This window comes from Rhodococcus sp. C1 (genome assembly GCF_020809065.1).
In the GTDB taxonomy this organism is placed as follows: Bacteria; Actinomycetota; Actinomycetes; order Mycobacteriales; family Mycobacteriaceae; genus Rhodococcus_F; species Rhodococcus_F qingshengii.
This window is the reverse complement of sequence record NZ_CP078080.1, coordinates 5,882,071-5,907,709: the sequence shown is the minus strand read 5'-3', so window position 1 is coordinate 5,907,709 and position 25,639 is coordinate 5,882,071. Positions and strand designations below refer to the sequence as shown.

Here is a 25,639-nt window from a genome sequence, read left to right as displayed (position 1 = left end):
GTTTGATCAACTTTGCGCTAACCATAGATCATGTTTGAGATAACATGCAAGGGTGAATAAATGGACAGACACGAGCGGCAAGGGATTGACGGACTATCCGCGTCCGTCTGTGGCAGTGGACGTCGCGGTGCTGACGTACAGCGGTGGATCTCTGAAAGTTCTGGTGGTTCGGCACCGTCTCGGTGCGCTGGCGCTACCGGGAACATTTCTGCACGAACGCGAATTGCTCACGGCCGCAGCCGATCGTGCCCTGTCGGTCAAGGCAGAGTTGGCCCAGACGAGCTTCCACCAGTTGGCGATCTTCGACCGACCGGACCGCGACGACCGTGGATGGGTTTTGTCGGTCGCACACACGGCTTGCCTACCGGAATCGGCACTGCCCGATTCGGCGCTTCTCGTCGATGTGTACGACGACGAGGCAGTGAGCGGACTCGCATTCGATCACGCCGACATGGTGCGACTCGCGGTCACGGACCTACGCACGAGGTATGCGTCGTACGTGGATCCGGACGGATTGTCGGGCGGGACGTTCACCGTCGCCGAACTTCGGGGACTCTACGAGGTGATCTTCGATCGTCCGTTCCAGAAGGACAGCTTCCGCCGGCAGGTGTTCGACGCGCTCGAAAGTACCGGCGAGATGAGCAGACCAGGTAACGGCCGACCCGCCGAGACGTACCGGAGGCGGGGTGACGGCGCACTGACTGCGCAGGCAATGGCATTTTTGACCGGATGAAGTGAAACGAATTCTTGCAGTTCTGCTGACCTGACGCGCTGAGCTGGGTAATGTCCGATTGATGGGTGCAGTTTCGAATGAAGCCGAGTCCAAGATTCCGACTGTCGTGTGGGGTACCGGCAACGTCGGGCGTGCATCGATTCGCGCTGTGACAGCCAATCCGGCCCTCGAACTTGTCGGCGTCATCGTTGCGAACCCCGAGAAGGTCGGGCGAGACGCCGGTGACCTCGCCGATCTGGGAGTGCACCTGGGCGTCGCGGCTACCGACGACGCCGATGCCGTGCTCGCAGCGTCTCCCGGCGCGGTGGTCTACGCGGCGTCCGGCGACATTCGGCCCGACGACGCGGTTGCCGACATCACGCGGGCACTGGCCGCCGGAGCTGTGGTGGTCACGCCGTCCGTATATGCGCTGTACGACCCGAAATCTGCGCCTCCCGAACTTCGTGATCCCGTCGAAGCTGCTGCCAAGGCGGGCGGCGGCGCTCTGTTCGTCTCCGGTATCGACCCAGGCTGGGGCAACGACATCCTGCCGATTCTCGTCAGCGGGCTCGCGGGGACAATCGACCAGATCCGGTGTCAGGAAATCTTCGACTACACGACCTACGAACAGCCGGATTCTGTCCGCTACCTGATCGGGATGGGTCAGCCGATGGACTACGAACCTCCCATGGTCGCACCGACCGTACCCACCATGGTCTGGGGCGGGCAGATTCGGCTCATCGCGCGGGCACTCGGGGTGGAACTCGACGAGATCCGCGAGACCTTGCTGCGCCGCCCGCTCGAGGAAACCGTGTCGACCGAACATATGGGGGAGTTCGCGGTCGGCACCCAAGGCGCACTGCGATTCGAGGTTCAGGGAATCGTCGGCGGGGAACCCCTGATCGTGATCGAACACGTCACGCGTATTCATCCGTCCTGTGCCCGCGACTGGCCGCTCCCGCCCGACGGCGGCGACGGCGCGCACAAGGTGATCGTCGAAGGACGACCACGAATCGAGATCAACGTCGAAGCCACCGATGAAGGTGGAAACCGCGCGGCCGGTGGAAATGCCACGGCCGTAGGACGTCTCGTCAACGCAATTCCCTGGCTACGTCAGGCTGAACCCGGTCTTTACGACGCGCTGGACGTTCCGCTCACACCCGGCGTCGGCAAGCTCGGTGCCCGAAACTCGGAGGTACTCACATGAATATCGACATACCCGAAGGCAAGAATCCGATCGGCTACGTGTGGGGAGAGATGGTCCCCGGCATCGGACCCGCGGCCGCCGGGTTCTCCCAAAAGGTCTACACGGACGGCACTCTCGGACTCCGCGAGTTCGAGGCGGCCAGGCTTCGGATCGCTCAGATCAACGGGTGCATCTTCTGTCAGGACTGGCGCACCGAGCGTGACGGCGAGACTGTGGAGTCGACGTTCGATCAGTCTGTCACCGACTGGCGCACCACCGATGCCTTCGACGACAGGACGCGCCTCGCTGCCGAATACGCCGAGAGATACGCCCTCGACCACCACGGGCTCGACGACGAGTTCTGGGAACGTATGACCGCTCACTACTCCCAGCGAGAAATCGTCGAGTTGAGCATGTGCCTCGGATCGTGGTTGGCCTTCGGCCGGCTCAACCACGTCCTCGGCCTCGATACTCAATGTGTGTTGCCCGGCAACTGAACTAGTTGCCCAGCGTCGTCAGATCCGGGTAGTTCGAGACCTCCCAGCCGCCGTCGACGACCAGACTGGTTCCGGTGATGTACGAGGCGTCGTCACTGGCGAGATAGAGGCAGGGGCCCGCGATCTCGTCGGGAGTTGCCGCTCGGGACATGGGGATTCGGCTGAGAAACATGTCGCGGGCGGGTTCGTAGTTCATGACCGGCGCGACCAGTGGCGTGTCGACCAGGCCGGGCAGAACTGCGTTGACCCGGATTCCCGACGCAGCCAGTTCGATCGCGGCATTCTTGCTGAACATCTCGACTCCGGCTTTGCCTGTCGCGTATGCACTCCCGTAGGGGCTCGGCACGTGCGCGTTCAATGAGGACACGTTGACTATCGCACCACCGCGACCGTGCTCTCGGATATGCCGCGCTTCATGTTTGGTGCAGAGGAAGACGCCCTTCTGAACCAGGTCGATCGTGAAATCCCAGTCGGCCTCCTCGAGGTCGACGATCTGCCCCACCCTCGACGCACCGGCAACGTTGAAAGCCAGATCGATACCGCCGAATTCCGCCGCCGCCGCGGCAAGGGCCTCGGCAACATCGGATTCCTTGGTGACGTCAGTGGGAACGGCGAGGAAAGCCCCGCCCTGCTGGGAGGCTATCTCTTTCAAACCCTCTGCAGCGATGTCGATTCCAGCTACCTGTGCGCCTTCGTCGATAAGCCTTAGTGCGATGGCTGCACCGATACCTGATGCTGCTCCAGTGACGACTGCTGTTTTCCCGGCAAATCTGGACGTGTTAATGGGCACCTGCTTTCAAGAACTTTCCGGTTCGGCGGTTGCCGAGAACGGGTGCTGCTTCTCCGTCGCCGAAGACGTACTCGCCGCCGACGAACACTGCGGTGACGGTCTGGTCGTTGCGATTGACCATGCGGGAGAGGTTGTCGTACTCCACAACCGGGCTTTCCGCATAAGTGTCGAGCGAATCGTCGAGATGAGCGGGATCGATCACAACCAGGTCGGCGCGATCACCTAATCGAAGGTGCCCGGCATCGACGTCGTACCACTCGGCGAGTTCACCGGTGAGACGATGCACCGCTGCCTCGACGGTCATGAACGGACGGCCGACCTTTTGGGCATCGTAGACACGTCGTAGTAGGCGTAAGCCGAAGTTGTAGAACGCCATGTTGCGCAAATGCGCTCCGGCGTCGGAGAACCCGAGTTGGACACCATTGTCCTGGGCGAACTTGTCCAGAACCTCCGGCCGGTGGTTCGAGATGGTTGTGCGCCAACGCACTTTCGTGCCGTGTTCGAGGACCAGATCCAGGAATGCATCGACAGGGTGGAGGCCGCCACGTTCGACGCCGACCTGCCCGAAGCTCTTGCCGACCAGGGATTCGTCGGGGCAGGACACGATCTCGGCGTCGAAGAAATCGCGATGCCAAACTTTGACACCGAACTTCTGGTCGTAGTCCTTGCGGAATTGTCGACGGTAATCCTCGCTCTGCATGAGGACGTTGCGTTCCATCTCGTCGGTCAGATGCAGTGCTGCAGCGCCGGATCCGAACTCCTCGAAGACAACCAGGTCGATGCCGTCGGCATATACCTCGAAGGGAACTGGCAGGTGCTGCCAGCGCAGGTCGCCGCCGAGTCGATTGACCAAGTGTGCCAGTGGGCCGAGTATCACCACGGCCAACTTGTTGGACTTGATGTCGGCCGCCGAAAGCATGCTCGTCTTGAGTCGCTTACGCCAGATACCCGCGCTGGAGAACGCCATCGCTCCGGTACTCATCGGGTTGGAGAGGTCAGGTCCGGCCTGAAATACCCGTCCCCGACGGCGCAGGATCGCATTGAGTCGGCGTCGTTCTTTCGTGGTTGCATACGTCGACGGCAGCGTGCGTGAGCGGCAGGTCTCGCCGTCGAGTTTGTCGAACAACAATTGCTGACTGGACATCCCGACGAATCCTGCGTCGAGAGCTTCGGTCAACTGTGCTTCCATCGACGCGAGTTCGGCGTCTGTGGGATGGACGTCCTTCCTGGTAGCACGATCCAGTCCCATCTCGGCGGCCCGCATATCGGAGTGTCCGATGAAGGCTGCAACGTTGGGACCTAGCGGAAGCGCCTCTAGTGCAGCAACATACTCGCTCGCAGAGTTCCAGGTCTTGGCACGGTTGAGTGCGTCGACGACGTGCTTACGCGGAATTGCCTCTACTCTGCCGAAGAGATCACCCGCGTCGGAGGGGCTGGCGTGAATGGTGGACAGGGAACACGATCCGACAAAGATCGACGTGACCCCGTGTCTGAGAGATTCGCTCAGCGCCGGGCCTTCGAGGATCTCGACGTCGTAGTGAGTATGGATGTCCACGATGCCCGGGATCACCCACTTGCGCCTCGCGTCGATTACACGGGGACAGTCGGTTTCGTCGAGTGGATCGAGGGAGATGGCAGTAACCAACCCATCGCGGATACCCAGATTGCGGACAGCTGGTTTGGCCCCGGTGCCGTCGAACCACAGACCGTTGTTGATCACGGCGTCGTAGGTCATGAGAGAACCACCTTTGCACGTATCGTTTTTCCGGTTGCATTGCGGGGCAGAGGAGTTGTGCTCAGTTTCCACTTCACCGGCACCTTGAAGTAAGCCAGTCGTTCGGCGACATAGTCGCGTAGTTCTTCTTCGCCGGCGGCTCCCTCACTCCGCAAAACGACGACGGCTGCAACTTCTTGGCCGAGGTCTGCCGAATCAATGCCGATCACAGCGCATTCGAGTACGGCGGGATGCTCGTCGATGGTCTGCTCGATTTCGAGAGGGTAGACGTTCTCGCCGCCGCGCAGGATCAGGTCGGATCGGCGACCCGTCAGGCGGAGTCGGCCGTCCTCGAATATTCCGAAGTCGCCGGTTCGGAGCCATCGATCAGGACCGATAGCGGCTGCAGTCGCGGTCTCGTCGTTCCAGTACCCCAACATCACATAGGCGCTGCGCGCACAGATCTCACCTTCCTCGCCGTCGGGGACTGCAACACCGAAGGGGTCGCGCACCTCCACGCTCACCCCGATGATCGGCCGGCCGAGAGTTCCGGGGAACGCGGCAAGTTCCGGTGGTGTGGCAACTGAAATGCCGGTGGAGGATTCGGTGAGCCCGTAGCTGTCGACCAAGGTGTGCTGCGCAAAAGGCAGTCGTGCGCGCAGTCGGTCCTGCAAGGCCGGAGATGACGGCGCAGACGCGAGCGCAAAGGCGCTCAGTGAGGTCAGGTCGTACTTCTCGAGACCGCCGTACTCGAGGAGACGGGTTGCCATGGTGGGGACCACCGCCCAGTTTGTGACCTTCTCGCGTTCGACGAGGGAAAGGACTTCGTCGACGTCGAAGGCGCCCTGATGGATGACCACCGCTCCGCCCGTCGCGAGTCGTGGGATCGCCAGGTTATGCAGGCTTGCAATGTGAAACAGCGGCGCGGTCAGCAGATACCGCAAGTCACTCGGTCGGCCGTCGCTGGGTTTGCCGGTGAACGCCGCAGCGAGGCGATCGCTGTAGCGGTGGTAGTCGATGACGGCCAACACGTTTCGGTGACTGTGAACAGCCCCCTTGGGGCGGCCGCTGGTTCCGCTCGTGTACAGGATGACGGCCGGATCGTCCTCGTCGACGGACGTGCGGGGCAGTGCAGAACCCGAATACTTCTCCAACAAGGTAGGTAGATCTTCTTCCATCGTGAGCACGGGAACATCGGTGTTCAGTTCGGAAAGAATCTGCGCGCGTTTGGCGTCGGCGATCACCACTGTGGGGGTGGTGTGATCGATGCCGTACGCCACCTCGCGGGCCACCCACCACGAGTTGAATCCGACGGCGATGGCACCGAGGGACTGAGCCGCCCAGAAGGTCATCACCCATTCCGGCGTATTGGCAGCAAGTATGCCGACCCGATCACCCTTGCGGACGCCGTACCGCTCGCGCAGCGCCGTCGCCAATGCTGCTACGGCCTCGCCGTGCTCGAGGTAGCTGAAGCGTCGGTCCTTGGTCACCAGATAGTCGCGTGATCCGTAGTCGAAGGATGCAGCGAGCACGTCGCCGAGTGCCTTGTCACGGTTCTTCATGACGGGCATCGAACTGCCCAGTACATCCTCGACTTGCATCTCGAAAGGACCACCGGGGCCGGTCAGCCCGGCCATGACGGACGCGATGAATGCTTGTGTATCAGCGGAAGTAGTCACGTGAAGTGCCTTTCGAAGATTAGGGTACGAGCACTGCGCGTCCGGTGACCTTGCCGTGTTCGAGACGGTCGAGTGCGTCGCGGGCATCAGCGAGGTCGAAGCGGGCTACTTCTACCGTTACCAGACCGGCCTGTGCCAGGGCGATGGAATCGGCGAGGTCGTTTCTGGTGCCGCCGTACGACTTCCGGATCGATGCGCCCCACGGCCAGCCTGGTCCGCCGGCAGCTTCGGCAGTGATTCCGGGGTTTCCGCCTCCGAGACCTACCATGCGATACGCGCCGTTCGGCGCAACCGCTTGAACGGACATCTGTGCAGTTGCGTCGATACCGACGAAGTCGAAGATGACTTCTGCGCCTCTGGCCGATGTGAGGTCGAGGATGTGCTGCGCGGTGTCCGGTCCCGATTCGAGCGTGATGTCGGCGCCGCAACGTTTGGCGAGATCGAGTTGATCCTGTCCGACATCGACGGCGATGATGCGCACGGCACTGATTGCGCGAAGTATCTGTACTGCAACGTGACCGAGTCCGCCGACGCCGATCACGACGGCGGTGGCACCGGGCTGGAGATGTTCGCGGGCACCGCGAATGGCGTGGTAGCTCGTCAGTGCCGCATCGGCGAGAGGTGCGGCCTGCAGGAAGTCGAGGTCTCCGATGGGTACGAATGAGCGAGCCGGGATCTTGACGTACTCGGCCATCCCGCCTTCGGGACCAAGCCCGGGGCAGGGCGGCATCGCGGTGCGTCCAGCGGCGAGGCACATATTCTCGTTGCCGCTCATGCATTCTCGGCACTGTCCACATGACCAACAGAGGTAGACGACGCCACGCTCTCCGACGGAACGGCCGTCGACGCCACTCCCGACGGCTTCGATCGTTCCGGCAATTTCGTGGCCGATAGTCAGCGGTTCTTCGCGCATCTTGTACGGAAAGTGCAGGAGATGGAGATCGGAGTGGCAGATTCCAGCTGCGCCCACCCGAATCAGTAGTTCCGACGGGCCGATCTCCGGGACCGGCACGTCGTTGATTTCCAGGAGCCCGGGCCCCATGAGCTGGGCTGCCTTCATGAGCTGACCTCGCTGACCTCGGAGTTGTATGCGGCGCTCAGGTACGCGTTGCTGCGGTCGGATCCGATCAGGCCCGGTGCCATCTTGTTCATGACGTAGGCGAAGGTCATCCGTCGGTCCAGATCGTTGACCAGCATCGAGCCGCCGATACCTGCCCACCAGCAGGTGCGTCCGTCCGGAATCAGTGGCGCGGTAACCGGATGTGGCAGTCCGTAGCCGATGCCGAACTTGAGTGGTGTCATGATCCCGAGATCGATACCGTCGGCTTGGATCTCGAAGATCAGGTCGATGGTGCTCTGCGAGAGCAGCTTCCGGCCGTCGAGCACACCACCGTTCGAGATCAGGGATTGGACCCGAGCGATAGAACGTGCGTTGCCGTGGCCGTTGACTGCGCCGATCTCGGCTTCCCGCCAGGGTGCGGTGTTGACCTCGGGGTAGTCGAGCAGTGGGCAGGTCAGGGTCTTGATGAAGATGCTGTCCTGGTCGAGCGTGGACAGGTCGAACTCCAACGCGGGCGGCGGAACCATGGTGGCGATTCGACCGAAATGCTCTGCGGACGTGCCGATATGGAAGTCGGCTCCCAGTGGACCGGAAAGCTCTTCGGCAAAGAACCTGCCGAGAGTTCGCCCGTCGATGCGACGAATGACCTCACCGACGAGATGGCCGTAGTTGATCGCGTGATAGCCCGACGCCGTACCCGGGGTCCACCAAGGCTTCTGGGTAGCGAGGCGAGCGGTGGACGCCTCGAGGTCGTAGATGTCCGTCAGTTCGATCGGGCGCTCCCAACCGGAGACGCCAGACGTATGCGACAGGAGGTGGCGAACTTCGATGTCTTCCTTACCGTTTGCCGCAAATTCGGGCCAGTAGTGAGCAACTTTCTGGTACACGTCCAATTGGCCGCGTTCGACCAGCAGGAGCGCACACAGGGCCGTCATGGTCTTGGTGATGGAGAACGTGTTGACGATGGTGTCGCTGCCCCAAGGAGTGGTACGGGATTCGTCGGCGTACCCGCCCCAGAGATCGACCACGGATTCTCCGTCGACGGTGATGGCAACGGAGCCGCCGAGTTCTTCACCGGATTCGAGTTGAGCCTCGAAAGCCGCTCGGACGGCGTCGAACTCGTTGTCGCAGTGACCGTTCACCAGACTCATGCGCGATCCGCCTTCTCGAGTTCGTGTGCTGCTGCACGCGCGGCAACAGGTAGCTTGTTTCCGGAGGCCGCAGCACGCTTGGTGCCCTTGGCGATTTCCTTGTTCATGTTGCGGACGTAGGGATCGAACTCGAGCTGGATGGTGTGCCGCGGCGACTTGTAATAGGGGGCGAGGAAGTACGCCTCGTCGGCTTTGGTGATCTCCTGCATCTCGTTCGCAGACGGCAGTTGGTATTTGCCGGTCAGGTAGGCCGCGACGAGTTTGCTCTGCTGCTCGGCGAAGTTGACGAGTGTCGGCATGGGCTGCGCCAGTCCCATGAAGAAGAGGTTGTCGATGCCGGGCTTCATCATTCGTTTGAACAGTGGGAATCGGTTGTCTTTGTCCGGCAGCAGATTCGGATCACTGAAGAAGGGGAAGCTGATGTTGTAGCCGGTGGCGCAGATGACCACGTCGACGTCCTCGGCGGTGCCGTCCGCGAAGTGAACCTGCTTTCCGTCGAGTTTGGTGATGGCAGGCTTGAAGGTTATGTCGCCTGACCCGGCGCGTCCGAGGAACTCGCCGCTGGCCGACGGGTGGGCCTCGAAGGGGCGGTGGTCCGGCTTCGGCAGACCGTAGCCTTCCATCGTTCCCAGATTCTTGCCGAGGAATCGACGACTCAGGAACAGTCGTAGACCACGCGGCATCCAGGGCGGGGTGATCAGTTTGTCGCCGGGTACACCGCCGAGATATTTCGGCAGTACCCAGACTCCACGGCGAGCCGACACGATGAGCTTGTCGGCGAGGTATCTCTGGCCCAGTTCGGAGGCAATATCCAAGCCGGAGTTGCCCATTCCGACCACGACTACCTTTTTGCCGCGCATGTCGACCGGGTCGAACGGGTCGTTGTAGCTGTGGCTGTGCATGAGGACCCCGTCGAACTCACCTGGGTAGTCCGGGATGTTGGGATCCCAATGATGTCCGTTGCAGACCATCAGGACGTCGTAGGTGCGAACTTCGCCGTCCGAGCGCGTGATGGTCCACAGCCCGTCTGTATCACGTTCTGCTGCAACAACACTGGTGTTGAAGATGATCGACTCACGCAGTCCGAAGTGCTCGACGTAGTCCTTGAAGTACTGGAAGAGTTCGGAGTGGTGCGGGAAGTCGGGAAGGTCAGCGGAGACCGGGAAGTCCTCGAATGCCAAGCGCCACTTCGACGTGTCGATATGCAGGCTCTGGTAGCAGGCCGACATCCCGTTGGGATTCTTGTAGTACCAGTTTCCGCCGACCTCGTCGGACGCTTCGTAGCAGTCGAAGGGTATTCCGAATTCCTTCATTCGCTTGGCCGTCGTGATTCCGGTAGGCCCGGCGCCGATGATGCACACGCTCGGCAAGGGGGAGGGGCTCATTCGCCATCGCTTTCTGTTCTGTCTCGGGCGTGCGAGAAGAAGAATCGAAGCCCGAGAAGTGACTTGAGTCATAGTGCGCCATTCGCTGACGTTGTGTCAATGAATGACGCAATGTTTTTTGGTGACGGCGAGTCGGTGATTTGCCAGGAGGTTGAAATGCGAGCAAGGTGGGCGACGTGAGCACGACTACGGACGGCCCGAAGAACAGGCGGGGAACACTTCGCGACGAGCAGAAACGAGCGACGCGGGCCAAACTCGTGGACGCCGCACGCACTCTGTTCGAGGAACGGGGATACGCGGCTGTCACGGTCGACGACATCGCCTCGGTCGTCGGATGCAGTCGAGCCACGTTCTACGTGCATTTCGCCAGCAAGGTGGAGATGCTCAAAACGATCGGCGCGGCCGGGATGGCGGCGAGTGCGTTCGCTTTCTACATCGATCTCGATCGGGTTCTCGACACGAACTCTCGCGTGGAATTCACGGCTTGGTTGGAGCGTGCCTTCGACTGGTTCGACGAGAACAAACGCCTGCTGCCGGCCTGGGACGAGGCCGTGGCACTCGAACCGGAGTTCCGCGAGACAGCGCGAGACGGTATGACCCAACTACCGAATGCCATGCCCAAGTACCTGGGCCGTTGGCCGGCGGAACAGCACGACGAGGCACGGTTGCGCGTCGAACTGCTCGTGAGTCAGTTGGAGCGATTTTTCACACGCTGGGCCGTGCAGGGGACAATCGATGTGACGCGGATTCAGGCCGCCGAAGTTCTGACCGACATCTGGTTCCCGGCTCTGTCTCCGGAATCGAAGGGCGTCGGCGAGCGGTAGAGGCTAGCTCGGATCGATCTCCACACTGATCGCGCCGGTGAGCAGTTCTCTGGCTCGTTCGATGGGGATCGAGCCGCTCAGCCAGCGTTCGCTCAGACCCTCGACCAGGGCGGTGAGTCGTTCGGCGGCGTCGGCCGGGCTTGCCTTCGGATCAGCGAGCCCGGCATCCTGCGCTTGGCGGATCAAGGATTCGACGTCGTCTGCCCACTCTTGCGTCGTGGTGCGTAGCGGTTCGCGCAGCTCGTCGGCGAAGACTGCGCTTGCTCGGAGTTCACCCCAGGCGATGCTGTTCTCCCGAATCTTCGGGGAATTCTGAAACTCCAGCAGGAGCATCTGCTCGAGCTGCGCACGAGGGTCTGTCTCCGTGAAGGCACTTTCGGTGTACAGCGCGGCGCGATCGTTGATGTGATCGAGGGCCCGGCGCAGCACACCTGCGCGGTTTTGGAAGTGGTAGTAGATGAGTGCCGTCGACACTCCGGCCTCGGCAGCGAGCGTCTCCACCCTCAGCCCGCGTACGCCGTGTTGGGCAATGACGCGGACTGCTGCTTCCAAGATTTGCGTTTGGCGGTTCGACACGAGTCCGAATTCTACGAGGGTGGTCGGGACAGGTTTCTAGTCCGCGGGTTCCTGCTGGGTGGTGCAGTGAATGCCGCCACCACCCGCGGCGATGGCGTCGATGTTGATCTGCACGACACGGCGGTCGGGGAAGAGGCGCTCCAATTCACTTCTGGCGGCCTGGTCGGCCTCGGGGTCACCGAACTCGGGTGCGATGACCGCCCCATTGCATACGTAGAAGTTGATATATCCGGCTGCGAAATCGTCCGATTCGAAGTCGGGCCTGATCGCGACCGGCGCCTCGAGGACCACCACTTCCAGCTTCCGTCCCTGTGCGTCGGTCGCGTTCTGGAGAATCTCGAGGTGACGTGCGGTCACGTCGTGGTCGAACGACTCCGGGTCTGTGTCGAGGCCTGCGACCACGACACCTGGGCGTGCGAAACGGGCGTAGAAGTCCGTGTGGCCGTCCGTGATGTCCTTGCCGGCGATTCCCGGTAGCCAGATGATCTTGTCGAGACCGAGCAGGGGGCCGAGTTCGGCTTCGACGTCCGACTTCGACCATCCCGGGTTGCGGTTGTTGTTGAGTACACAGCTTTCGGTGATGATGGCTGTGCCTTCGCCGTCGACCTCGATGCCGCCGCCTTCGAGGATCAGGTCGGTAGGCAATGATTCGACTCCCGCGCGGGCGGCAACGAAAGCTGCGACCTGGCCGTCCTGATCAAAATCCTGCTTCTCGCCCCAACCGTTGAAGTTGAAATCGATACCCGCTTTGGTCCCGTTGCCTTTCACGAATACGGGGCCGGTATCGCGCATCCAGAGGTCGTCGAGAGGCGCGGCGATCAGTTCGACCGATGGGCCGACGAGGGAGCGAGCCAAGTCCAGTTCCTCGGAACGAACAAGCATCGAGACGGGCTCGAACTGCGCGATGGTCTGCGCGATCGTCGCGAGGTTGCGCTGGACCTCGGGCAGGAGGGCTGCTCCCCAGATCGCTTCGCTGGCACCGAACGCCATCCAGGTGCGCTTGTGCGGATCCCCCTCTTCCGGCATCACCCACTCGCGAAGATCGTTGCTGCCATCGCTCCCGCGCGAGGCTGAGTCGGAATCGCCGCAACCTGCCAAAAAGAGGCCACTGAGCGCAGCGGCGCCTGCCTGAATGAACCGACGTCTTTGCATTGCGGTGACTCCTTGTGCTGTGTGCGTGCGCGCCCGGTCCGCGTCCTGCTTGCATGGAGCGTAAACCTTGACTGAAAATTTAGTCAAGGAAGTAGTGCCAGTTCGAGACCGTTTCGGCGGGCGACACGACGGATCGAAGGACTCATCCGTCGGAAGGTCACGAGTCGATGAGTCCTTCGACCGTTCCCCGCCATCCGCGGCGCTGGTAGTCCCGGGGCGACATGCCGTGGGCACCGATGAAGACCTTGGTGAATCCGGACGCGTGCGCGTAGCCGAGTCGACGGGCGGTCTCTCCGGCCGAGAAGCCCTCCTCGAGATAAGCGCGGGCGAGGGTCATCCGCAACTGACCGCGCCAGCGCGGGAAGCTCTGGCCGGTGGCCGCTACGAAGCGTTTGTGGAGCAGGCCCTCGTCGACGCCGAGTCGAGCGCTCCACTCCGGCAGCGTGCGCGAATCGGTGGGGTCCGCGCGGAGTGCGGTAAGGATCGTTTCGACAGGATCGGTTCGGCCGCCGGGTGTCCGCGTCGCCGCGCTGTTTCGGATCAGCCTCGAGATCCTCGCTGGGTCATGGATCTCGGGGCGCAGAAGGGTGTAATTCGCAACGACCGTGTGCAACAGATACGCCTCCGCTTCGCGCGCGAAGTGCAGCACTCGTGGCGGCGGTGCAGTGACGGGAGAGTCGCCAGGCTGGGATCCGAGCGGAAGTAGAAGCGAACCCTCCGCGATCTCGACGCTGTTGCGTACTCCCGCGGGAAGCCACATCGCGTCGCCCCGCCTCAGATTCCAGGTTCGGTCGCCGAAAGTGACCCGGGCGGAGCCTCGGTAGATCCAGACGACGACGTGAAAGTTGTTGACCCTGGCCCACGTTCCGCTTGCGGGAATCGTCGGCGGTATCGGCGCCGAGCCTGAGTGGGCGCCTTCCTTGGACAAGAGTGCGACGCTCTGTGCCAAGGTCTCGTTCTCATGGATCGGCGCTGAGCCTTGGTTTGCACGTGTGTAGTCACTGGGTGTCACACCGGTGTGTTCACGGAAGGCACGGGTGAATCCCGCGGGCGTCGCGAATCCGACCTGCCCACCCGTCCATCCGATTTCGCGGCCGGAGTTCAGGTATGCGATTGCTGCCGCGATCCGGGCCGAGGTGCGCCAACGCGCGAAAGGCAACCCCGTCTCCTCCGTGAATCGGCGCTGCAGGGTGCGGACGCCGATCTTGAGTTGCCGGGCGAACTGGGGAAGCTCCGTGTCGTCGGCTGGCGTCCGTAGAAGCGTGCGAGCGATCTCGAGGGTCTCGGCCGAGCGTGGCAAATTCGGTGGGGCGTACGACACCGAAGCGTCGGCGTCGTTGGAATGGGCCCCCGCGACAAGCTCGAGTAGTCCGGCCCCCACAGTCGCCCCACCGCGCAGAAATCCCAAGTTGTGCGCGAACTGGTGGACGAGCCAGTCCTGCCAGGCTGCCGGGATCTCGAAATCGATGATCCGGTTCAACGTGGGCGGCAGGTCGGCAGCGGGCATCGGAATGGGAAACGCGACCGCTCCCGGGTCGACTCGGATGCTGTAGGCGATTCCCGCGGGCACCCAGGTTGCCGCCCCAGCGGTCACGCTGCGGGTGCGGTCGCCAATCTGTAGTTCCGCGTGTCCGGTGTGTACCCAGAAGAGCAGTGGCTCACGTGCATTCGCGATCAAGGAGAGTCGGGACGCGGGGATCTCGGGGACTTCGCCCGCGGAGAACACCAACCGTGGTCCCACGTATGCCCTCCCGATTCAGATGCTTTCTCACGCAGCCACCGATGAGTGTAAGAAGTCGGCACGCACGGATAACCGTAACCGATTAGGGCAGGCTAGCTTTATTCAATGGCCCTCCCGCCGTGATCGAGCGTGGGTCGAACCCCCCGTCTGTGCGCTTCCGAGGAGTCTTTCCGTGCCCCGAAACACCCGTCCGACAACGGCGTACTCAGTCACCTTGCGTGAACTCGAGGTACGTCGGGTGACAGACGTGACGCCGGGCATGCGGAGAGTGACGCTCACCGGAGCGCAGCTCGACACCTTCACAAACGCCGACGGCTTTGCCGAGCCCGCCTTCGTCAGCACCGGCTTCGACGACGACCTCCGATTGTTGTTCGCCTATCCTGGCGAAACCGATCCGGTCTTGCCGGTGATAGTCGACGGCACTGTGACTTTCGCAGCGGGACGCCGTCCACTTGCCCGCGCGTACACCGTGCGCCGTTACGATCCGCGAACAAGTGAACTCGACGTCGATTTCGTCGTTCACGGCGGTGGAGTTGCTACCACCTGGGCGCGCGACGCCGGCCCGGGCGACCGAATGCACATCGCGGGTCCCTCTGTATCGCAGGGACTCCCGGAAGATTGCGAGTATCTGCTCGTCGTCGGTGACGAGACGGCGCTACCTGCGATCGCACGTCTGCTCGAGGAATTGCCTGCCGATGCCAGGGGGCATGTGTTCGTCGAAATTGCGGACTCGGCTCACATTCAATCGGTGCGCGAGTTGCCCGGGGTGAGTGTCACGTGGTTGCCACGCGAGGGGGCGGAGCCCGGCACTAATTCTTTGTTGCTCGACGCGGTCAGTGCAGTCGAATGGCCTGACGGACGCGTATTCGCTTGGCTTGCAGGCGAACAGGCGACGATTCGCTCGCTTCGGCGTCATTTGATTCGTGATCGAGGAATTGCGAAGACCGACATCGATTTCACCGGCTACTGGAAACGCAGCGACACAGTGCGCACAGATTCCTGACCCGGCTCCATCGCTCGGTAAGACCGAAGCGCTCGATAACACCGAAAGGCAGAAATGACAGTCCTGCGCACCAGACGATCACGGATCATCGGACTGATCGGGGCCGCGCTCGCCGCAGCGCTCCTTGTGTCCGGGTGCTCGGCCTCGGCCGAAAACTCGAAAACGGCGTCCACTCCCGGTTCGGAGGGGAACGCCCTTCCCGCTGCGGAAGGAACGACTACTTACCCGCTGACCCTGGAATCGCCATATGGTACAAGTATTCTCGAGAAGCGCCCGGAGCGGGTTGCCGCAATCGTCCCCAATGCCGTCGACACGGAAATGCTCCTCGCGCTCGGCGTCAAACCCGTTCTCTCCTCGTCGATGGTCAAGGAGTCGGCTTCCCAGTCGTACTTGCTGCCTTACGGCGCAGAGGATCTCGACACCTTCGAGTTCGCGATGGGCGGCACACTTCCCGTCGAAGCGATCGCCGCGAGCGAACCTGACCTCATCGTCGCCGTCGGCTGGGCCGACGGCCTGGGTGGTTTGTCGATGGGCGATTACTACGAACGTTTGTCCTCCATCGCACCGGTGGTGACGAGCCCCGACACGAAGTCGCGGATGCTCGTGCCGTGGAAGGAATCGATCCGCGTACTCGGCGAGACACTCGACCTCTCGAAGGCAGCCGAAAAGATCGTGGCGGACCATGATCGGTATTTTGCGAAGGTGCGTCAGGAGAACCCTGAACTCACTGGCCTGACCGCAACCTGGGCGATCTTCTACGGAACCGGCAATGGGCTGCAGTACCTTTCAGCGCCCGATTCGGCTCCGGCAACTTTCTTGGGCGAGCTCGGTTTTGCCGAGAACCCGCGTGCACAGGAGTTCGTCACCCAAAGCACTGTCGGCGAGGAACTTCTCGAGAACATCGATGCGGACTTCCTGCTGATCGGCCGCAGTGCCGCCGGCAGCGAGGAGGATTTCGACAAGCTGACCGGCGGGAAGCTCTTCCAAGCGCTGGGAGCGGTGTCCTCCGGTCGTTGGGTCGCTCTGCCTCCTCGCACCGCCGACGGTGGCGACGTTCTGTGGGCAATCACGAGCGGTGGCCCGATCGGAACGATGTGGGCGGCTGAACATATCGTGCCGCTCATCAGCGCGAAGCTGTAGGCGTACAACTGGAGAACGGAAAGCCCTCACCCGTCGCCACACGATTGTGTGGCGACGGGTCGTTCGTACAGTAGGTGTCCCGGGTTTGAGGGTTGCCTATGGGACGAAGAAGGTTGCGAAACCCGGGGTGACAGGTCCGGCGGCAGGCAATATGGCGACGGCAACTTGCCCGGCTCCAGTCTGCAGGGTTGCCTCTCCCGGGGTTCCTTGGTTGTCGCCAGAAAGCCGACCGGTGCCGGAGGCTCCTGTCGAGAGGTTCATCCAGCGCACTTCCGTCGAAAGCATGCAACCCCACCGCTCGTCTTTGGCGCCGGTGATCGTCACCGTGCCAGGTTGTTCGCCGACTACCGCCACACAGTGGACAGGGGGTGCGTCGAAGCTGCCGTTTGGGTTCCCGAACGGCGCCGGGTTGATCTGGAACGGAACGGTGACCGCAGCGGAGGCAACGGCTGCGGGCGCGAGAACCGAAACGGCCACTATGGATACGCAGGCAGATAGTCGGCGTACGAGATTCGTCACGGTAACCTCCGGTAATCGAAGACGGTGTGGTGCCCATGCTCTACCCGGAGCGCAATTACCGCAAGGGGATCCAGTTTTCGAGCCAGCGGCGGTTCGTGAATCGCTGAGTGCGTGACCGTTTGTAGAATCGTTGTCCTGCAACGCGTATCGGTATACGAAGCCTGTATTGGGCGGTGAATAGCCCAATCATGCTGGGCTCCACCGAAAGTACTAACTTTCCAGCCATCGGCCAGCCGGCTTGCGGTGTAGCTCGACAAAGCTGGTGTTGTTCGCAAGGCGGGCTGAACGATTTCTCAGGGAAGGCAATGGATATGGATGATGCGCTCGTTCCGCTCGAAGATGCACTCCCGCAGCTATTCTCGCATCTTTCGCCGTTTCACGCTGGCGTGAGGGGTCTGCGGCGTGGGCAGCCAAGTCGCGTTTGGGGGGTCGAGCCTCGAACTGTCGAATGATTGCGACAGCAGTGGATTTCGTTGGATAGAAGTGCGGAGACCAATCCTGTGGTGGTGGCTGCGGGTCTCGAAATCACGTTTCATCTACCAAACAAATGCTTGATCGCTAAAGTGTGTGCGACATCGAAAGCCCGACAAAGCTCGATTTCGAAGGAGTTCGTATGGTTGCACCTCAGGCTTATGTCGTCGATGCGCTCCGCACTCCGGTGGGTAAACGGCACGGCTCGCTCGCAGGAGAGCACCCAGCGGACATGGGGGCCCACGTGATCACATCGATTCTCGACCGCACTCGACTGGACCCGATAGCCGTCGACGATGTGATCTTCGGTTGTGTCGACGCTATCGGGCCGCAATCGGGCAACATTGCCCGCACCGCCTGGCTTTCAGCAGGCCTACCCTTGGACATCCCAGGAACGACAGTCGACAGACAATGCGGATCTTCACAGCAAGCCGTCCACTTCGCAGCGCAAGCGGTCATGAGCGGGACCCAAGATGTGGTGCTTGTCGGCGGTGTGCAGAACATGTCCGCGATTCCTATCTCGGCGGCGGCGATGCGTGCCGGCAACGAGTACGGATTCGACACGCCCTTCAGTAAGTCCCGGGGGTGGGCAGCACGATTCGGTGAGGCCGAAATCTCACAGTTCGTCGGCGCCGACCTGATTGCCAAGAAATGGGGTATCAGCCGTGAAGACATGGAGGAGTGGGCACTGCAATCGCATCAGCGTGCCCGTGCTGCCATCACAGACGGCCGATTCGAGCGTGAGACAGTGTCATTGGGCCAATGCGTCGTTGACGAATGCCCACGAGAGACATCCATGGAGCAGATGGCTGCACTGCCCGCATTGAGGGATGGCTCGTTGCTGACGGCTGCTGTGGCTTCGCAGATCTGTGACGGCGCATCAGCGGCCCTGATTGTCTCCGAGAAGGCGCTCGAGGTTCATGGATTGAAGCCACGTGCGCGCATTCATCATATGAGCGTGCGCGGCGACGATCCGATGCTGCAGCTCTCGGCGCCGATACCCGCGACGAAGTATGCACTGGCGAAATCCGGCATGGCGATCGGCCAGATGGATACCGTAGAAATGAACGAGGCATTCGCTTCGGTAGTTCTGAGCTGGTTGATCGAGACGGGTGCAGATCCCTCCCGGGTCAATCCCAACGGTGGTGGAATCGCATTGGGCCACCCTCTTGGGGCCACTGGCACCAAGTTGTTCGCCACGATGTTGCACGAGTTGGACCGCATTGATGGACGGTACGGACTCCAAACCATGTGTGAGGGTGGTGGGACCGCGAACGTCACCATCATCGAGCGGCTGAGCTGAGCTCGCGAAATTGGGCGGCATGGAAGACCTTCTGTTGTAGCGCTTTGTCGGGTGCAACGCGCCCAACAGGGGTGCCGTGGCGCGGTGTGCGACGATCCGAGTGTGGGAGAACAGGCGGATCGTCTTGCTCGTGGTGAGTGGTATCTCGATGATGACGAGCTGCGGGAACGGCGGCTTGAGTGTTGGCGTCGACTCGACTCGTTCAATGGGGCTGCGGCGGACGACGACGCTGTCCGCTCACGGGCTCTCGCCAGCCTTTTTGGTGAGGTAGGTGACGGAGCTTTGGTGGTGCCGCGGTTCCAATGCAGCTACGGACACAACATTCGGCTCGGAGCCAACGCATTCGTCAACGCGAACGGGTTCTTCATGGATGATGCGCTGATCACGATCGGCGCGGACGTGAGGATCGGGCCTGGAGCCCAGCTGATGACAGCGTTGCACCCTGTCGATGATCATCGACGGCGCCGCGAGGGATGGGAGCGGGCTGCTCCGATCGTCATCGGTGAGAACACGTGGCTCGGCGCCTCAGTCACTGTCGGTGCAGGAGTTTCGATCGGTCACAACGCCGTGATCGGCGCGGGAAGTGTGGTCTTGCATGACATTCCTGATCACGTCGTTGCTGCTGGATCGCCGGCAAGGGTTATCCGTCGGACACCTGCCGAAGTTGAGGGACTGCAACGCGAGCACTAGGGCATGCGATGTCAGAGGGTGATCGTGCGGGTGGGCTCCCAGATGGCGGGGTCGCGGTGGGTGACGACGAAGACGGTGGCCGCCAATTCCCGCACGGCGCCGGCGATACGGCGCTCGGTGGCCTCGTCGAGGGCCGAGGTGGCTTCGTCGAGAACCAGGACGGGAGCGTCTTTGAGGAAGGCGCGAGCGATCGCCACCCGCTGACGTTCGCCACCGGAGAGAGCGGCACCCTGGTGTCCGATGTCCTGATGAATGCCGAGCGTCGAGCGGTCGAGAACGGCGCCGAGGGCAGCGCGCCTTGCGGCGTCCTCGATCTCGGTTTCGGTAGCGCCCGGTCTTCCAAGTCCGATGTTCTCCCCGAGGGTGCCCGAGAACACGAGTGGGTCCTGCGGCACGTAGCCGATATGTGCCGCCAGAGCGTCGTAGGGCAAGTCGCGCAATGAAACTCCGCCCAGAGTGACGCTGCCTTGGTCAGGATCGTCGAAGCGCATGAGCAGCCCGAGAAGTGTGCTTTTCCCCGTACCCGAGCGTCCTGCGACGAGAACTCGCTCACCCGCGGGGATCTTCGCGGTGATGCCGCGCAGAACCGGAGCGTGGTCTACCCCGGCGACCTCGATGTCAGTTCCAACAGGGCGCGCGGCGTCCTGGGGTGCGGGCTCAGGCAGTGCGGGAGCCGAAGTCGCGGCGCGGTAGTCGCGAACCGTTGCGCGCAGTTCGTTGACTCCGATTCCGGCCAGGGCGAGTTCGTCGAGCGGCGCAGCGGCGCGAGCGGTGAGGACGACGAGGGCGAGAGCGGCTGCGGGATCGTCGAATCCGGTGGCGGCGAGGAAGATCACTGCGCCTGCCAGCGGCACAATGGTGGCGATCGCCGAGATGAATGTCGCTGGTGCCGCGGCGAGATTGGTCCGTGCAAGCGCGGCTTCCTGATTCCGCCAGCTTCGCTCGATTCGTTCGACGGAACGTGTGGGACCGGCTGCCGTACGCAGTAATTCGAGGTGGTCGGTGAGCTCGAGTGTCGACTGAGTTGCTGCGAGCTCGGCTTCGTGTCGGCGCTCGTCCGCTCGGCTGAGCGCACGTTGGGCCAGCGTCTGAGCGACGAGCGACACGGCGAGCAGTCCACCGACGAGCAGCATGACACCTGGCCCCGCGACGACCGCGATCCCAGGAAGCAGGAGCAGCGGGATCAGCGGTGCAACCAGGAAGGTCTGAAGTTGGTGCGCGGGAACACTCATCAGCGACGGGATTCCGCGCCCGGCGACGGTGGCGAGCAGTGCCCGGTTGTCGTCGGTGAACCAGGACAGTTTCGCACGGGCGAAGGCATCGCCGAGAGCGTCGTAGAGATCGCCGACGAGTCGAGCCCCGGTGAAGTAACCGCCCCGCGAGACCAGGACGGTCACGAATAGAGCGATGGTGGCCGTGGCCAGGACGAGAACCGGCGACCGGTGATCAGCGATCGAGAGCGCGAGGGTGGTGTACGCGATCGCCTCGAGGACAGCGACGGACACCCAACCGAGTCCGATGGTGATCAAGCGTCGTCGGGCTACATTGGCGCTGTTCATTATTCGGCTCCAGTCAGGGCTGCACTGTGCGAGGCAGCGTCGTTCACGTTTCGACCGCCGAGGTCGAGTCGATCGTCGGCATCGTCTGCAAGAGCGGGGTCGTGGGTGACGATCACAATCGTCTTTCCTTCGTCATGTGCGAGGTGTCGCAATTCCTTCAGCAGTTCGGCGGCCGTGCGATCGTCGAGTGCACTGGTCGGCTCGTCGAGCAGCAGTACTGCTGCGGGCGAGAGGAACACCCGAGCAAGCCCGACGCGCTGACGTTCTCCTCCGGAGAGTGAAGTGGCGTGGGCGTCGAGGCTGACGTCGATCTGTGCCCGGCGTAGTGCGGCGGTGTATTCCGCGTCCGTTGCATCGGGGGCGGCCAGCGCGATGTTCTCGCGCACCGTGGCAGGTAACACGTCTGCGCCCTGGGGTGTGAGCAGAACGGACTGTGGCCGCAGGTTCTCGTCGATCGCGGTGATGCTACGACCTGCGTAGCGGACGGTACCCAGTTCCGGGATCTCGAAGCCGGCCAATGTTTTCAGGAGCGTCGTCTTGCCTGCTCCACTCGGTCCCGTGATCGCAGTGATCGTGGCTGGGCGGAATGCATGCGTGACGTCGTCGACGACTCTGCGGTCCGCGATCGTGACAGTCAGGTTGACGATCTCCAGTCGATCGGAGGGACTCGAGGCCGGAACGGTTGGCGCTTCACCGGCAGGGAGGGTGGGTTCGTCCAGGGCAGCGGCGAGCCGGCCCGCAGCAGAGCGTCCAGCAGCGACGTAGTCGAGGCCGTGCCCGAGCCGCAGGGCCGGTGTCACGATTGCGAGGCTGAAGAGAATGGTGGCGGCCAACGTCGTTGCATCCCAGTGAAATCCGACGGCATAGGCGATCGCGAACGTCGCCGTCGCCTGCATGAGGGCAACGGCGACGGCCGCAGGGGTAGCCACGAGTCGAACGCGCTCCTGCATTCCCCGGGTGAACCGTGCTGTCGATTCTGCATAGTCGGCGGCAGCGCCGGTCTGCGCACCGTAGATCCGGCAGACGCGGATGCCGCGGGCATAGTCGTCCACGGCAGTCACGATGTCGCCCATGACATCCGCGCTTTCAGCGCTGTGCCGAGCGGCCATTCGGGGGATCACGACCAGGTAGAACAGAGCTGCCACGATGCCGGGAGCCAGAGCGAGAAGCGCCACGGGGCCGGCTGAGGCAACCAACGCCGCGATCGTGACCGCGGGGACCACGATGAGTGTGGCGAACTCTGCCGGTAGGTGCGCAGTCATATGGTGCAGCGCCGAGATGTCGTCCGAAACGAGCCTCCGCAGTGCGTCTCCGCTGTAGCGGGACAGCGTGCTTGCCGGTAGGCGAACGAGGTGGGCTGCGAGTTGGCGGCGAGCCCTTGCCTCGAAAAGCGATTCCGCGTGGTGCGAGAGCCACGACGATGTGGCAGCGAGCGCGACGCCCACGAGCCATAGCGCACATGCCCACCCGGCCCAGCTCATCGACGGTTCACCGATGAGTTGCACGACGCACCAGAGCGCCCCGAGCATCGCGACCCCCGACGCTGCGGCCGCGACGACCCCGGCAGCCAATGCAGGCAGCGCCGGGCGCAAGGCCGGGACCAGCGACGGTTCGACGAGAGGGCGGGGCATGGATAACTCCTTGAATCAGCGCCAGGGTGCAGGCACGACAAATGACCGAGACCTAAGGTTAGGGGTCGATGGCTCCATATGGTTATCGCCGTACGCCGATTTCTTACACTCGCACAGCATCTGTCGGTGTCAGGATGCGGCCGAGATGGAACTCATGACGTCTTCCCACACGCCCATGACTGCGGGTTCGGTTGGACCCGTTTGGGTGAAGACTGCCACGCATTTGCGGCGGAAGTCGTACATCTCGATCGAGCTGGTCAGGCCGTGAACGCCGTGGGTGCGAGTCAGCCAGCACTCCGAGACACCATTCAGGTCGATCATCGTCCGGCAGGTGTCGGACGCCAAAGTCAGCGTCCCCCCGAACATGGCTGCGGCGTCGAGGTCACCACGGTGGATCTGCAGGCATCCGTTCCCGGCGACGACGGTCGTGACGGGAAGTTGGTGGTAGGACAGGTGCTCCATCCCGGCAGCCACGAGGTGAGGATCGACTCGCCGGTAACCGAGGGCGCCCAGAGCGACCAGGCCGCTACGACGTTCGCTGCCGCCGTCCGCGAGGATGAAGTCGAGCTGTGTCAGCTGATCGGCTTCGGCCCAGAATGCGGGCGTATTCGACGTCTGGATGGGAGGGCTTGTTTCCCTCGCAGTGCTCGGCGCAGTTCGCATCGCTTCGAAGGCGAGACGATCCGAGGCCGGGGTCAAATACGTGGTGTGTGAACTTGATCCGTGGATGTCGAACATGCGGAGCGTCGGCGGTATGTGCTGCTCTGCTTCCGTGGTCACCACCGAGCCGAGGGAGGCAACGTTCAAACGCAGAGAGACGAGCCCGGGCGTGCAGACCAACGGATCTCCGGGAACTGTCGGAACGGAGTACTTGCCCGAGTCGTTGACAGCCACCGGGCCTGCGACGGTGATTGCTACGGTGTCGTCCAAGAGCGGCAACATTTCGCCGACTACGTCAGGTGCGGTGTCGATCAGTCCACCACGGAACCCCGGACGCGCAAGCAGTGCGTCCAGGTCCGACATGCGTGCCAAAGCTGCGCAACGACATTCGCCACGGTGCGGGCACATCTCAGTAGACATCCCTTAGGTACCGCTTCGATCGTTTGAGGTTGTTGACGTAATCCTCGGCGGCGTCCGCATCCAATCCGCCGTGCTCGGCGACGACCTCGTGCAATGCGTCGTCGACGTCCTTTGCCATCCGAGTGGCGTCGCCGCAGACGTACACGTGCGCACCGTTTTCGAGCCAGTCGAACAAGTCTCGGCCCTGCTCGCGCATACGAGTCTGGACGTAGATCTTCTCGGACTGATCGCGCGAGAAGGCCAGATCGAGGCGAGTCAGGACACCGTCACGGGTCAGCCCGTTCAACTCGTCCTCGTAGATGAAGTCGCTCGACTGATGCTGATCGCCGAAGAAGAGCCAATTCTGCCCCGACGCGTTGCGCGCGCGACGCTCGTGCACGAAAGCGCGGAAGGGTGCGATACCGGTGCCGGGTCCGATCATCACGACGGGAGTAGTGTCATCGGCAGGTAGGCGGAACGAATTGTTCTTGGAGACAAAAACTCCGACCCGATCTCCCTCGCCGACGCGGTCCGCCAGGTACGTCGAGCAGACGCCGCCGCGGTCCCGCTCGCCCGAGCGGTAGCGCACACTCGCTACCGTCAGATGGACGGTGCCGTCGTGGGCCAGCGGGCTGGAGGAGATCGAATAGACCCGATGTTGCAGCGGGCGAAGAAGTGTAAGCAGATCCTCGGGATTCAGGCGAATGCTGTTGTCCAACTGGAGGAGATCGAGAACGTCCTTGCCCCACAGCCACGCATCGAGCGCTTCCCGATCTTCCGTGTCGAGAATATGCTGCAGTTCGGCGTCGCCGCTGCGTCGGGCGATGTCTTCGATCAAATCGCGCGAGGGAATGGAGATCTCGTAGTCGCTGGTCAACACCTGGTCCAACGGTGCGGACGAGCCGTCTTTCGCGGTAACCACGTAATCGCCGCTGACACCGAGCTGATGGATGATCGCCTCGACGAGGGCGGGGTCGTTGATCGGGCGGATGCCCAATCCATCTCCGGCCTCGTAGTCCAGACCGTCCTCGCCGAGCGCAAAGGTGAAGTGGCGGACTTCCTTGGCTGAGTCCTCGCCGGACAACAGCCGGTTGGCGAGGACGGTTGCAGGATAGGGGTTCTTGCGAGTCCACTGGGACTTGGTCTTCGTCTGAGCGGGCGCAACCGGCGAGGCAGCGGCCCCCGCATCACCGTCGACACCGGCCACCGCAGCGACGGCCCGAACGATCCACTCGGCCGCCGGATCCTCGTAGTCGACGTCGCAATCGGTGCGGTCGACAACCCGGGTCCCGCCGAGCGCTTCGAAGCGGGCGTCGATGTTCTTTCCCGACTGGCAGTACCCGTCGTAGCTGGTGTCACCGAGTGCGAGTACTCCGAAGTAGAGACCCTCCAGCCGGGGCGCACTCTCGGATTCGACTGCATCCCAGAACAGCTGCGCGTTGTCGGGCATCTCGCCCTCGCCGTAGGTGGAGGTGATGACGAGCACCCGGCGCATGGCGGAAAGTGCATTGATATCCACGGTGTCCAGACTCGCGACAAGTGGTTCGAGACCGTGGGCACGAGCAGCTGCGGCTACGTCTTCAGCCACGGACTCCGCGTTGCCGGTCTGACTTCCGTAAAGGATGTGCACGGCTGCGCCGGCAGCTCTCTCCACTGTCGCTGTTGCAGTACCGGTTTGACCGGACATGACAGTTCGCGAGTGTAGACCGGCCAGGAATCCGGAAAGCCACGCGCGCTGGTCGCCGGTGAACGGTGCGTATTCGGGGATGTACGGGATTTCCATGATTTGAAGCTCAC

At 62.6% G+C, this 25,639-nt stretch carries 22 protein-coding genes; 8 read left to right on the top strand and 14 right to left on the bottom strand.

Translation table 11 applies throughout. The features are described from left to right. Positions 1–52 precede the first annotated feature (52 nt). From KTR60_RS27315 to KTR60_RS27305, 3 genes are all read left to right on the top strand, one after another. Positions 53–733: an NUDIX hydrolase gene (locus KTR60_RS27315; protein ID WP_003943269.1), complete on the top strand. Its 681-nt coding sequence runs from the start codon at positions 53–55 to the stop codon at positions 731–733. Positions 734–794: 61 nt separating this feature from the next. Next, a complete protein-coding gene (locus KTR60_RS27310; protein ID WP_007730283.1) occupies positions 795–1,919 on the top strand; it encodes a dihydrodipicolinate reductase in 1,125 nt (374 codons plus the stop codon). After that, positions 1,916–2,395: a carboxymuconolactone decarboxylase family protein gene (locus KTR60_RS27305; RefSeq protein WP_003943220.1), complete on the top strand. Its 480-nt coding sequence runs from the start codon at positions 1,916–1,918 to the stop codon at positions 2,393–2,395. The genes KTR60_RS27310 and KTR60_RS27305 overlap by 4 nt, the downstream gene beginning before the upstream one ends. Position 2,396: 1 nt before the next feature. Here KTR60_RS27305 and KTR60_RS27300 read toward each other — a convergent pair whose 3' ends face one another. Genes KTR60_RS27300 through KTR60_RS27275 form a run of 6 tightly spaced genes read right to left on the bottom strand, consistent with a single transcriptional unit; the run spans position 2,397 to position 10,174 of the window. Continuing rightward, entirely contained in the window at positions 2,397–3,185 is a 789-nt protein-coding gene (locus tag KTR60_RS27300; RefSeq protein ID WP_228401461.1) for an SDR family NAD(P)-dependent oxidoreductase, read from the bottom strand. After that, positions 3,175–4,920, bottom strand: coding sequence for an N-acyl-D-amino-acid deacylase family protein (locus KTR60_RS27295; RefSeq protein WP_054826743.1), 1,746 nt, complete (start codon positions 4,918–4,920; stop codon positions 3,175–3,177). Before KTR60_RS27295 ends, KTR60_RS27300 begins: the two co-directional genes overlap by 11 nt. Next, the gene (locus KTR60_RS27290; protein ID WP_228401460.1) at positions 4,917–6,578 is read right to left on the bottom strand and encodes a class I adenylate-forming enzyme family protein; all 1,662 of its coding nucleotides are present in this window, start codon (positions 6,576–6,578) and stop codon (positions 4,917–4,919) included. The genes KTR60_RS27295 and KTR60_RS27290 overlap by 4 nt, the downstream gene beginning before the upstream one ends. A 19-nt stretch (positions 6,579–6,597) precedes the next feature. Beyond that, positions 6,598–7,638 (bottom strand): NAD(P)-dependent alcohol dehydrogenase, encoded by a 1,041-nt coding sequence (locus KTR60_RS27285; RefSeq protein WP_165638454.1) that lies wholly within the window; start codon positions 7,636–7,638, stop codon positions 6,598–6,600. Then, positions 7,635–8,789, bottom strand: a complete 1,155-nt coding sequence (locus KTR60_RS27280; protein ID WP_007730288.1) for a serine hydrolase domain-containing protein — start codon at positions 8,787–8,789, stop codon at positions 7,635–7,637. Before KTR60_RS27280 ends, KTR60_RS27285 begins: the two co-directional genes overlap by 4 nt. Further along, on the bottom strand, positions 8,786–10,174 hold the full coding sequence (locus tag KTR60_RS27275; protein ID WP_007730290.1) for a flavin-containing monooxygenase: 1,389 nt from the start codon (positions 10,172–10,174) through the stop codon (positions 8,786–8,788). The genes KTR60_RS27280 and KTR60_RS27275 overlap by 4 nt, the downstream gene beginning before the upstream one ends. Positions 10,175–10,341: 167 nt before the next feature. Between KTR60_RS27275 and KTR60_RS27270 the strand changes: the two genes are divergently transcribed. Then, complete coding sequence (locus KTR60_RS27270; RefSeq protein WP_003943145.1) at positions 10,342–10,998, top strand: TetR/AcrR family transcriptional regulator; 657 nt, start codon at positions 10,342–10,344, stop codon at positions 10,996–10,998. Between the two features lie 3 nt (positions 10,999–11,001). On the opposite strand, the gene KTR60_RS27265 is transcribed toward KTR60_RS27270, so the two are convergent. From KTR60_RS27265 to KTR60_RS27255, 3 genes are all read right to left on the bottom strand, one after another. Further along, a complete protein-coding gene (locus KTR60_RS27265) occupies positions 11,002–11,574 on the bottom strand; it encodes a TetR/AcrR family transcriptional regulator (protein ID WP_003943039.1) in 573 nt (190 codons plus the stop codon). A 36-nt stretch (positions 11,575–11,610) separates the two neighbouring features. Continuing rightward, complete coding sequence (locus KTR60_RS27260) at positions 11,611–12,726, bottom strand: agmatine deiminase family protein (RefSeq protein WP_042451624.1); 1,116 nt, start codon at positions 12,724–12,726, stop codon at positions 11,611–11,613. Positions 12,727–12,883: 157 nt separating this feature from the next. Continuing rightward, complete coding sequence (locus tag KTR60_RS27255) at positions 12,884–14,467, bottom strand: helix-turn-helix transcriptional regulator (protein ID WP_042451622.1); 1,584 nt, start codon at positions 14,465–14,467, stop codon at positions 12,884–12,886. Positions 14,468–14,639: 172 nt separating this feature from the next. On the opposite strand from KTR60_RS27255, the gene KTR60_RS27250 reads away from it, so the two are divergent. Together KTR60_RS27250 and KTR60_RS27245 are read left to right on the top strand one after the other, a co-directional pair. Further along, the gene (locus KTR60_RS27250) at positions 14,640–15,470 is read left to right on the top strand and encodes a siderophore-interacting protein (RefSeq protein ID WP_042451620.1); all 831 of its coding nucleotides are present in this window, start codon (positions 14,640–14,642) and stop codon (positions 15,468–15,470) included. A gap of 54 nt (positions 15,471–15,524) precedes the next feature. Then, positions 15,525–16,610: an ABC transporter substrate-binding protein gene (locus tag KTR60_RS27245; protein ID WP_030536179.1), complete on the top strand. Its 1,086-nt coding sequence runs from the start codon at positions 15,525–15,527 to the stop codon at positions 16,608–16,610. 96 nt (positions 16,611–16,706) lie between these two features. On the opposite strand, the gene KTR60_RS27240 is transcribed toward KTR60_RS27245, so the two are convergent. Continuing rightward, entirely contained in the window at positions 16,707–17,087 is a 381-nt protein-coding gene (locus KTR60_RS27240) for a hypothetical protein (RefSeq protein ID WP_003943006.1), read from the bottom strand. A gap of 655 nt (positions 17,088–17,742) precedes the next feature. On the opposite strand from KTR60_RS27240, the gene KTR60_RS27235 reads away from it, so the two are divergent. Both KTR60_RS27235 and KTR60_RS27230 read left to right on the top strand, forming a co-directional pair. Beyond that, a complete protein-coding gene (locus tag KTR60_RS27235) occupies positions 17,743–18,903 on the top strand; it encodes an acetyl-CoA C-acetyltransferase (protein WP_228401459.1) in 1,161 nt (386 codons plus the stop codon). 102 nt (positions 18,904–19,005) lie between these two features. After that, positions 19,006–19,593, top strand: coding sequence for a sugar O-acetyltransferase (locus KTR60_RS27230; RefSeq protein ID WP_042451691.1), 588 nt, complete (start codon positions 19,006–19,008; stop codon positions 19,591–19,593). Positions 19,594–19,604: 11 nt separating this feature from the next. Here KTR60_RS27230 and KTR60_RS27225 read toward each other — a convergent pair whose 3' ends face one another. The 4 genes from KTR60_RS27225 to KTR60_RS27210 form a co-directional block, all read right to left on the bottom strand. Next, positions 19,605–21,152, bottom strand: coding sequence for an ABC transporter ATP-binding protein (locus KTR60_RS27225; RefSeq protein WP_042451617.1), 1,548 nt, complete (start codon positions 21,150–21,152; stop codon positions 19,605–19,607). Continuing rightward, entirely contained in the window at positions 21,152–22,783 is a 1,632-nt protein-coding gene (locus KTR60_RS27220) for an ATP-binding cassette domain-containing protein (protein ID WP_042451615.1), read from the bottom strand. Before KTR60_RS27220 ends, KTR60_RS27225 begins: the two co-directional genes overlap by 1 nt. A gap of 129 nt (positions 22,784–22,912) precedes the next feature. Further along, the gene (locus KTR60_RS27215; RefSeq protein ID WP_042451690.1) at positions 22,913–23,806 is read right to left on the bottom strand and encodes a hypothetical protein; all 894 of its coding nucleotides are present in this window, start codon (positions 23,804–23,806) and stop codon (positions 22,913–22,915) included. A 46-nt stretch (positions 23,807–23,852) separates the two neighbouring features. Further along, positions 23,853–25,625 (bottom strand): sulfite reductase subunit alpha, encoded by a 1,773-nt coding sequence (locus KTR60_RS27210; protein WP_228401458.1) that lies wholly within the window; start codon positions 25,623–25,625, stop codon positions 23,853–23,855. Positions 25,626–25,639: the final 14 nt, after the last annotated feature.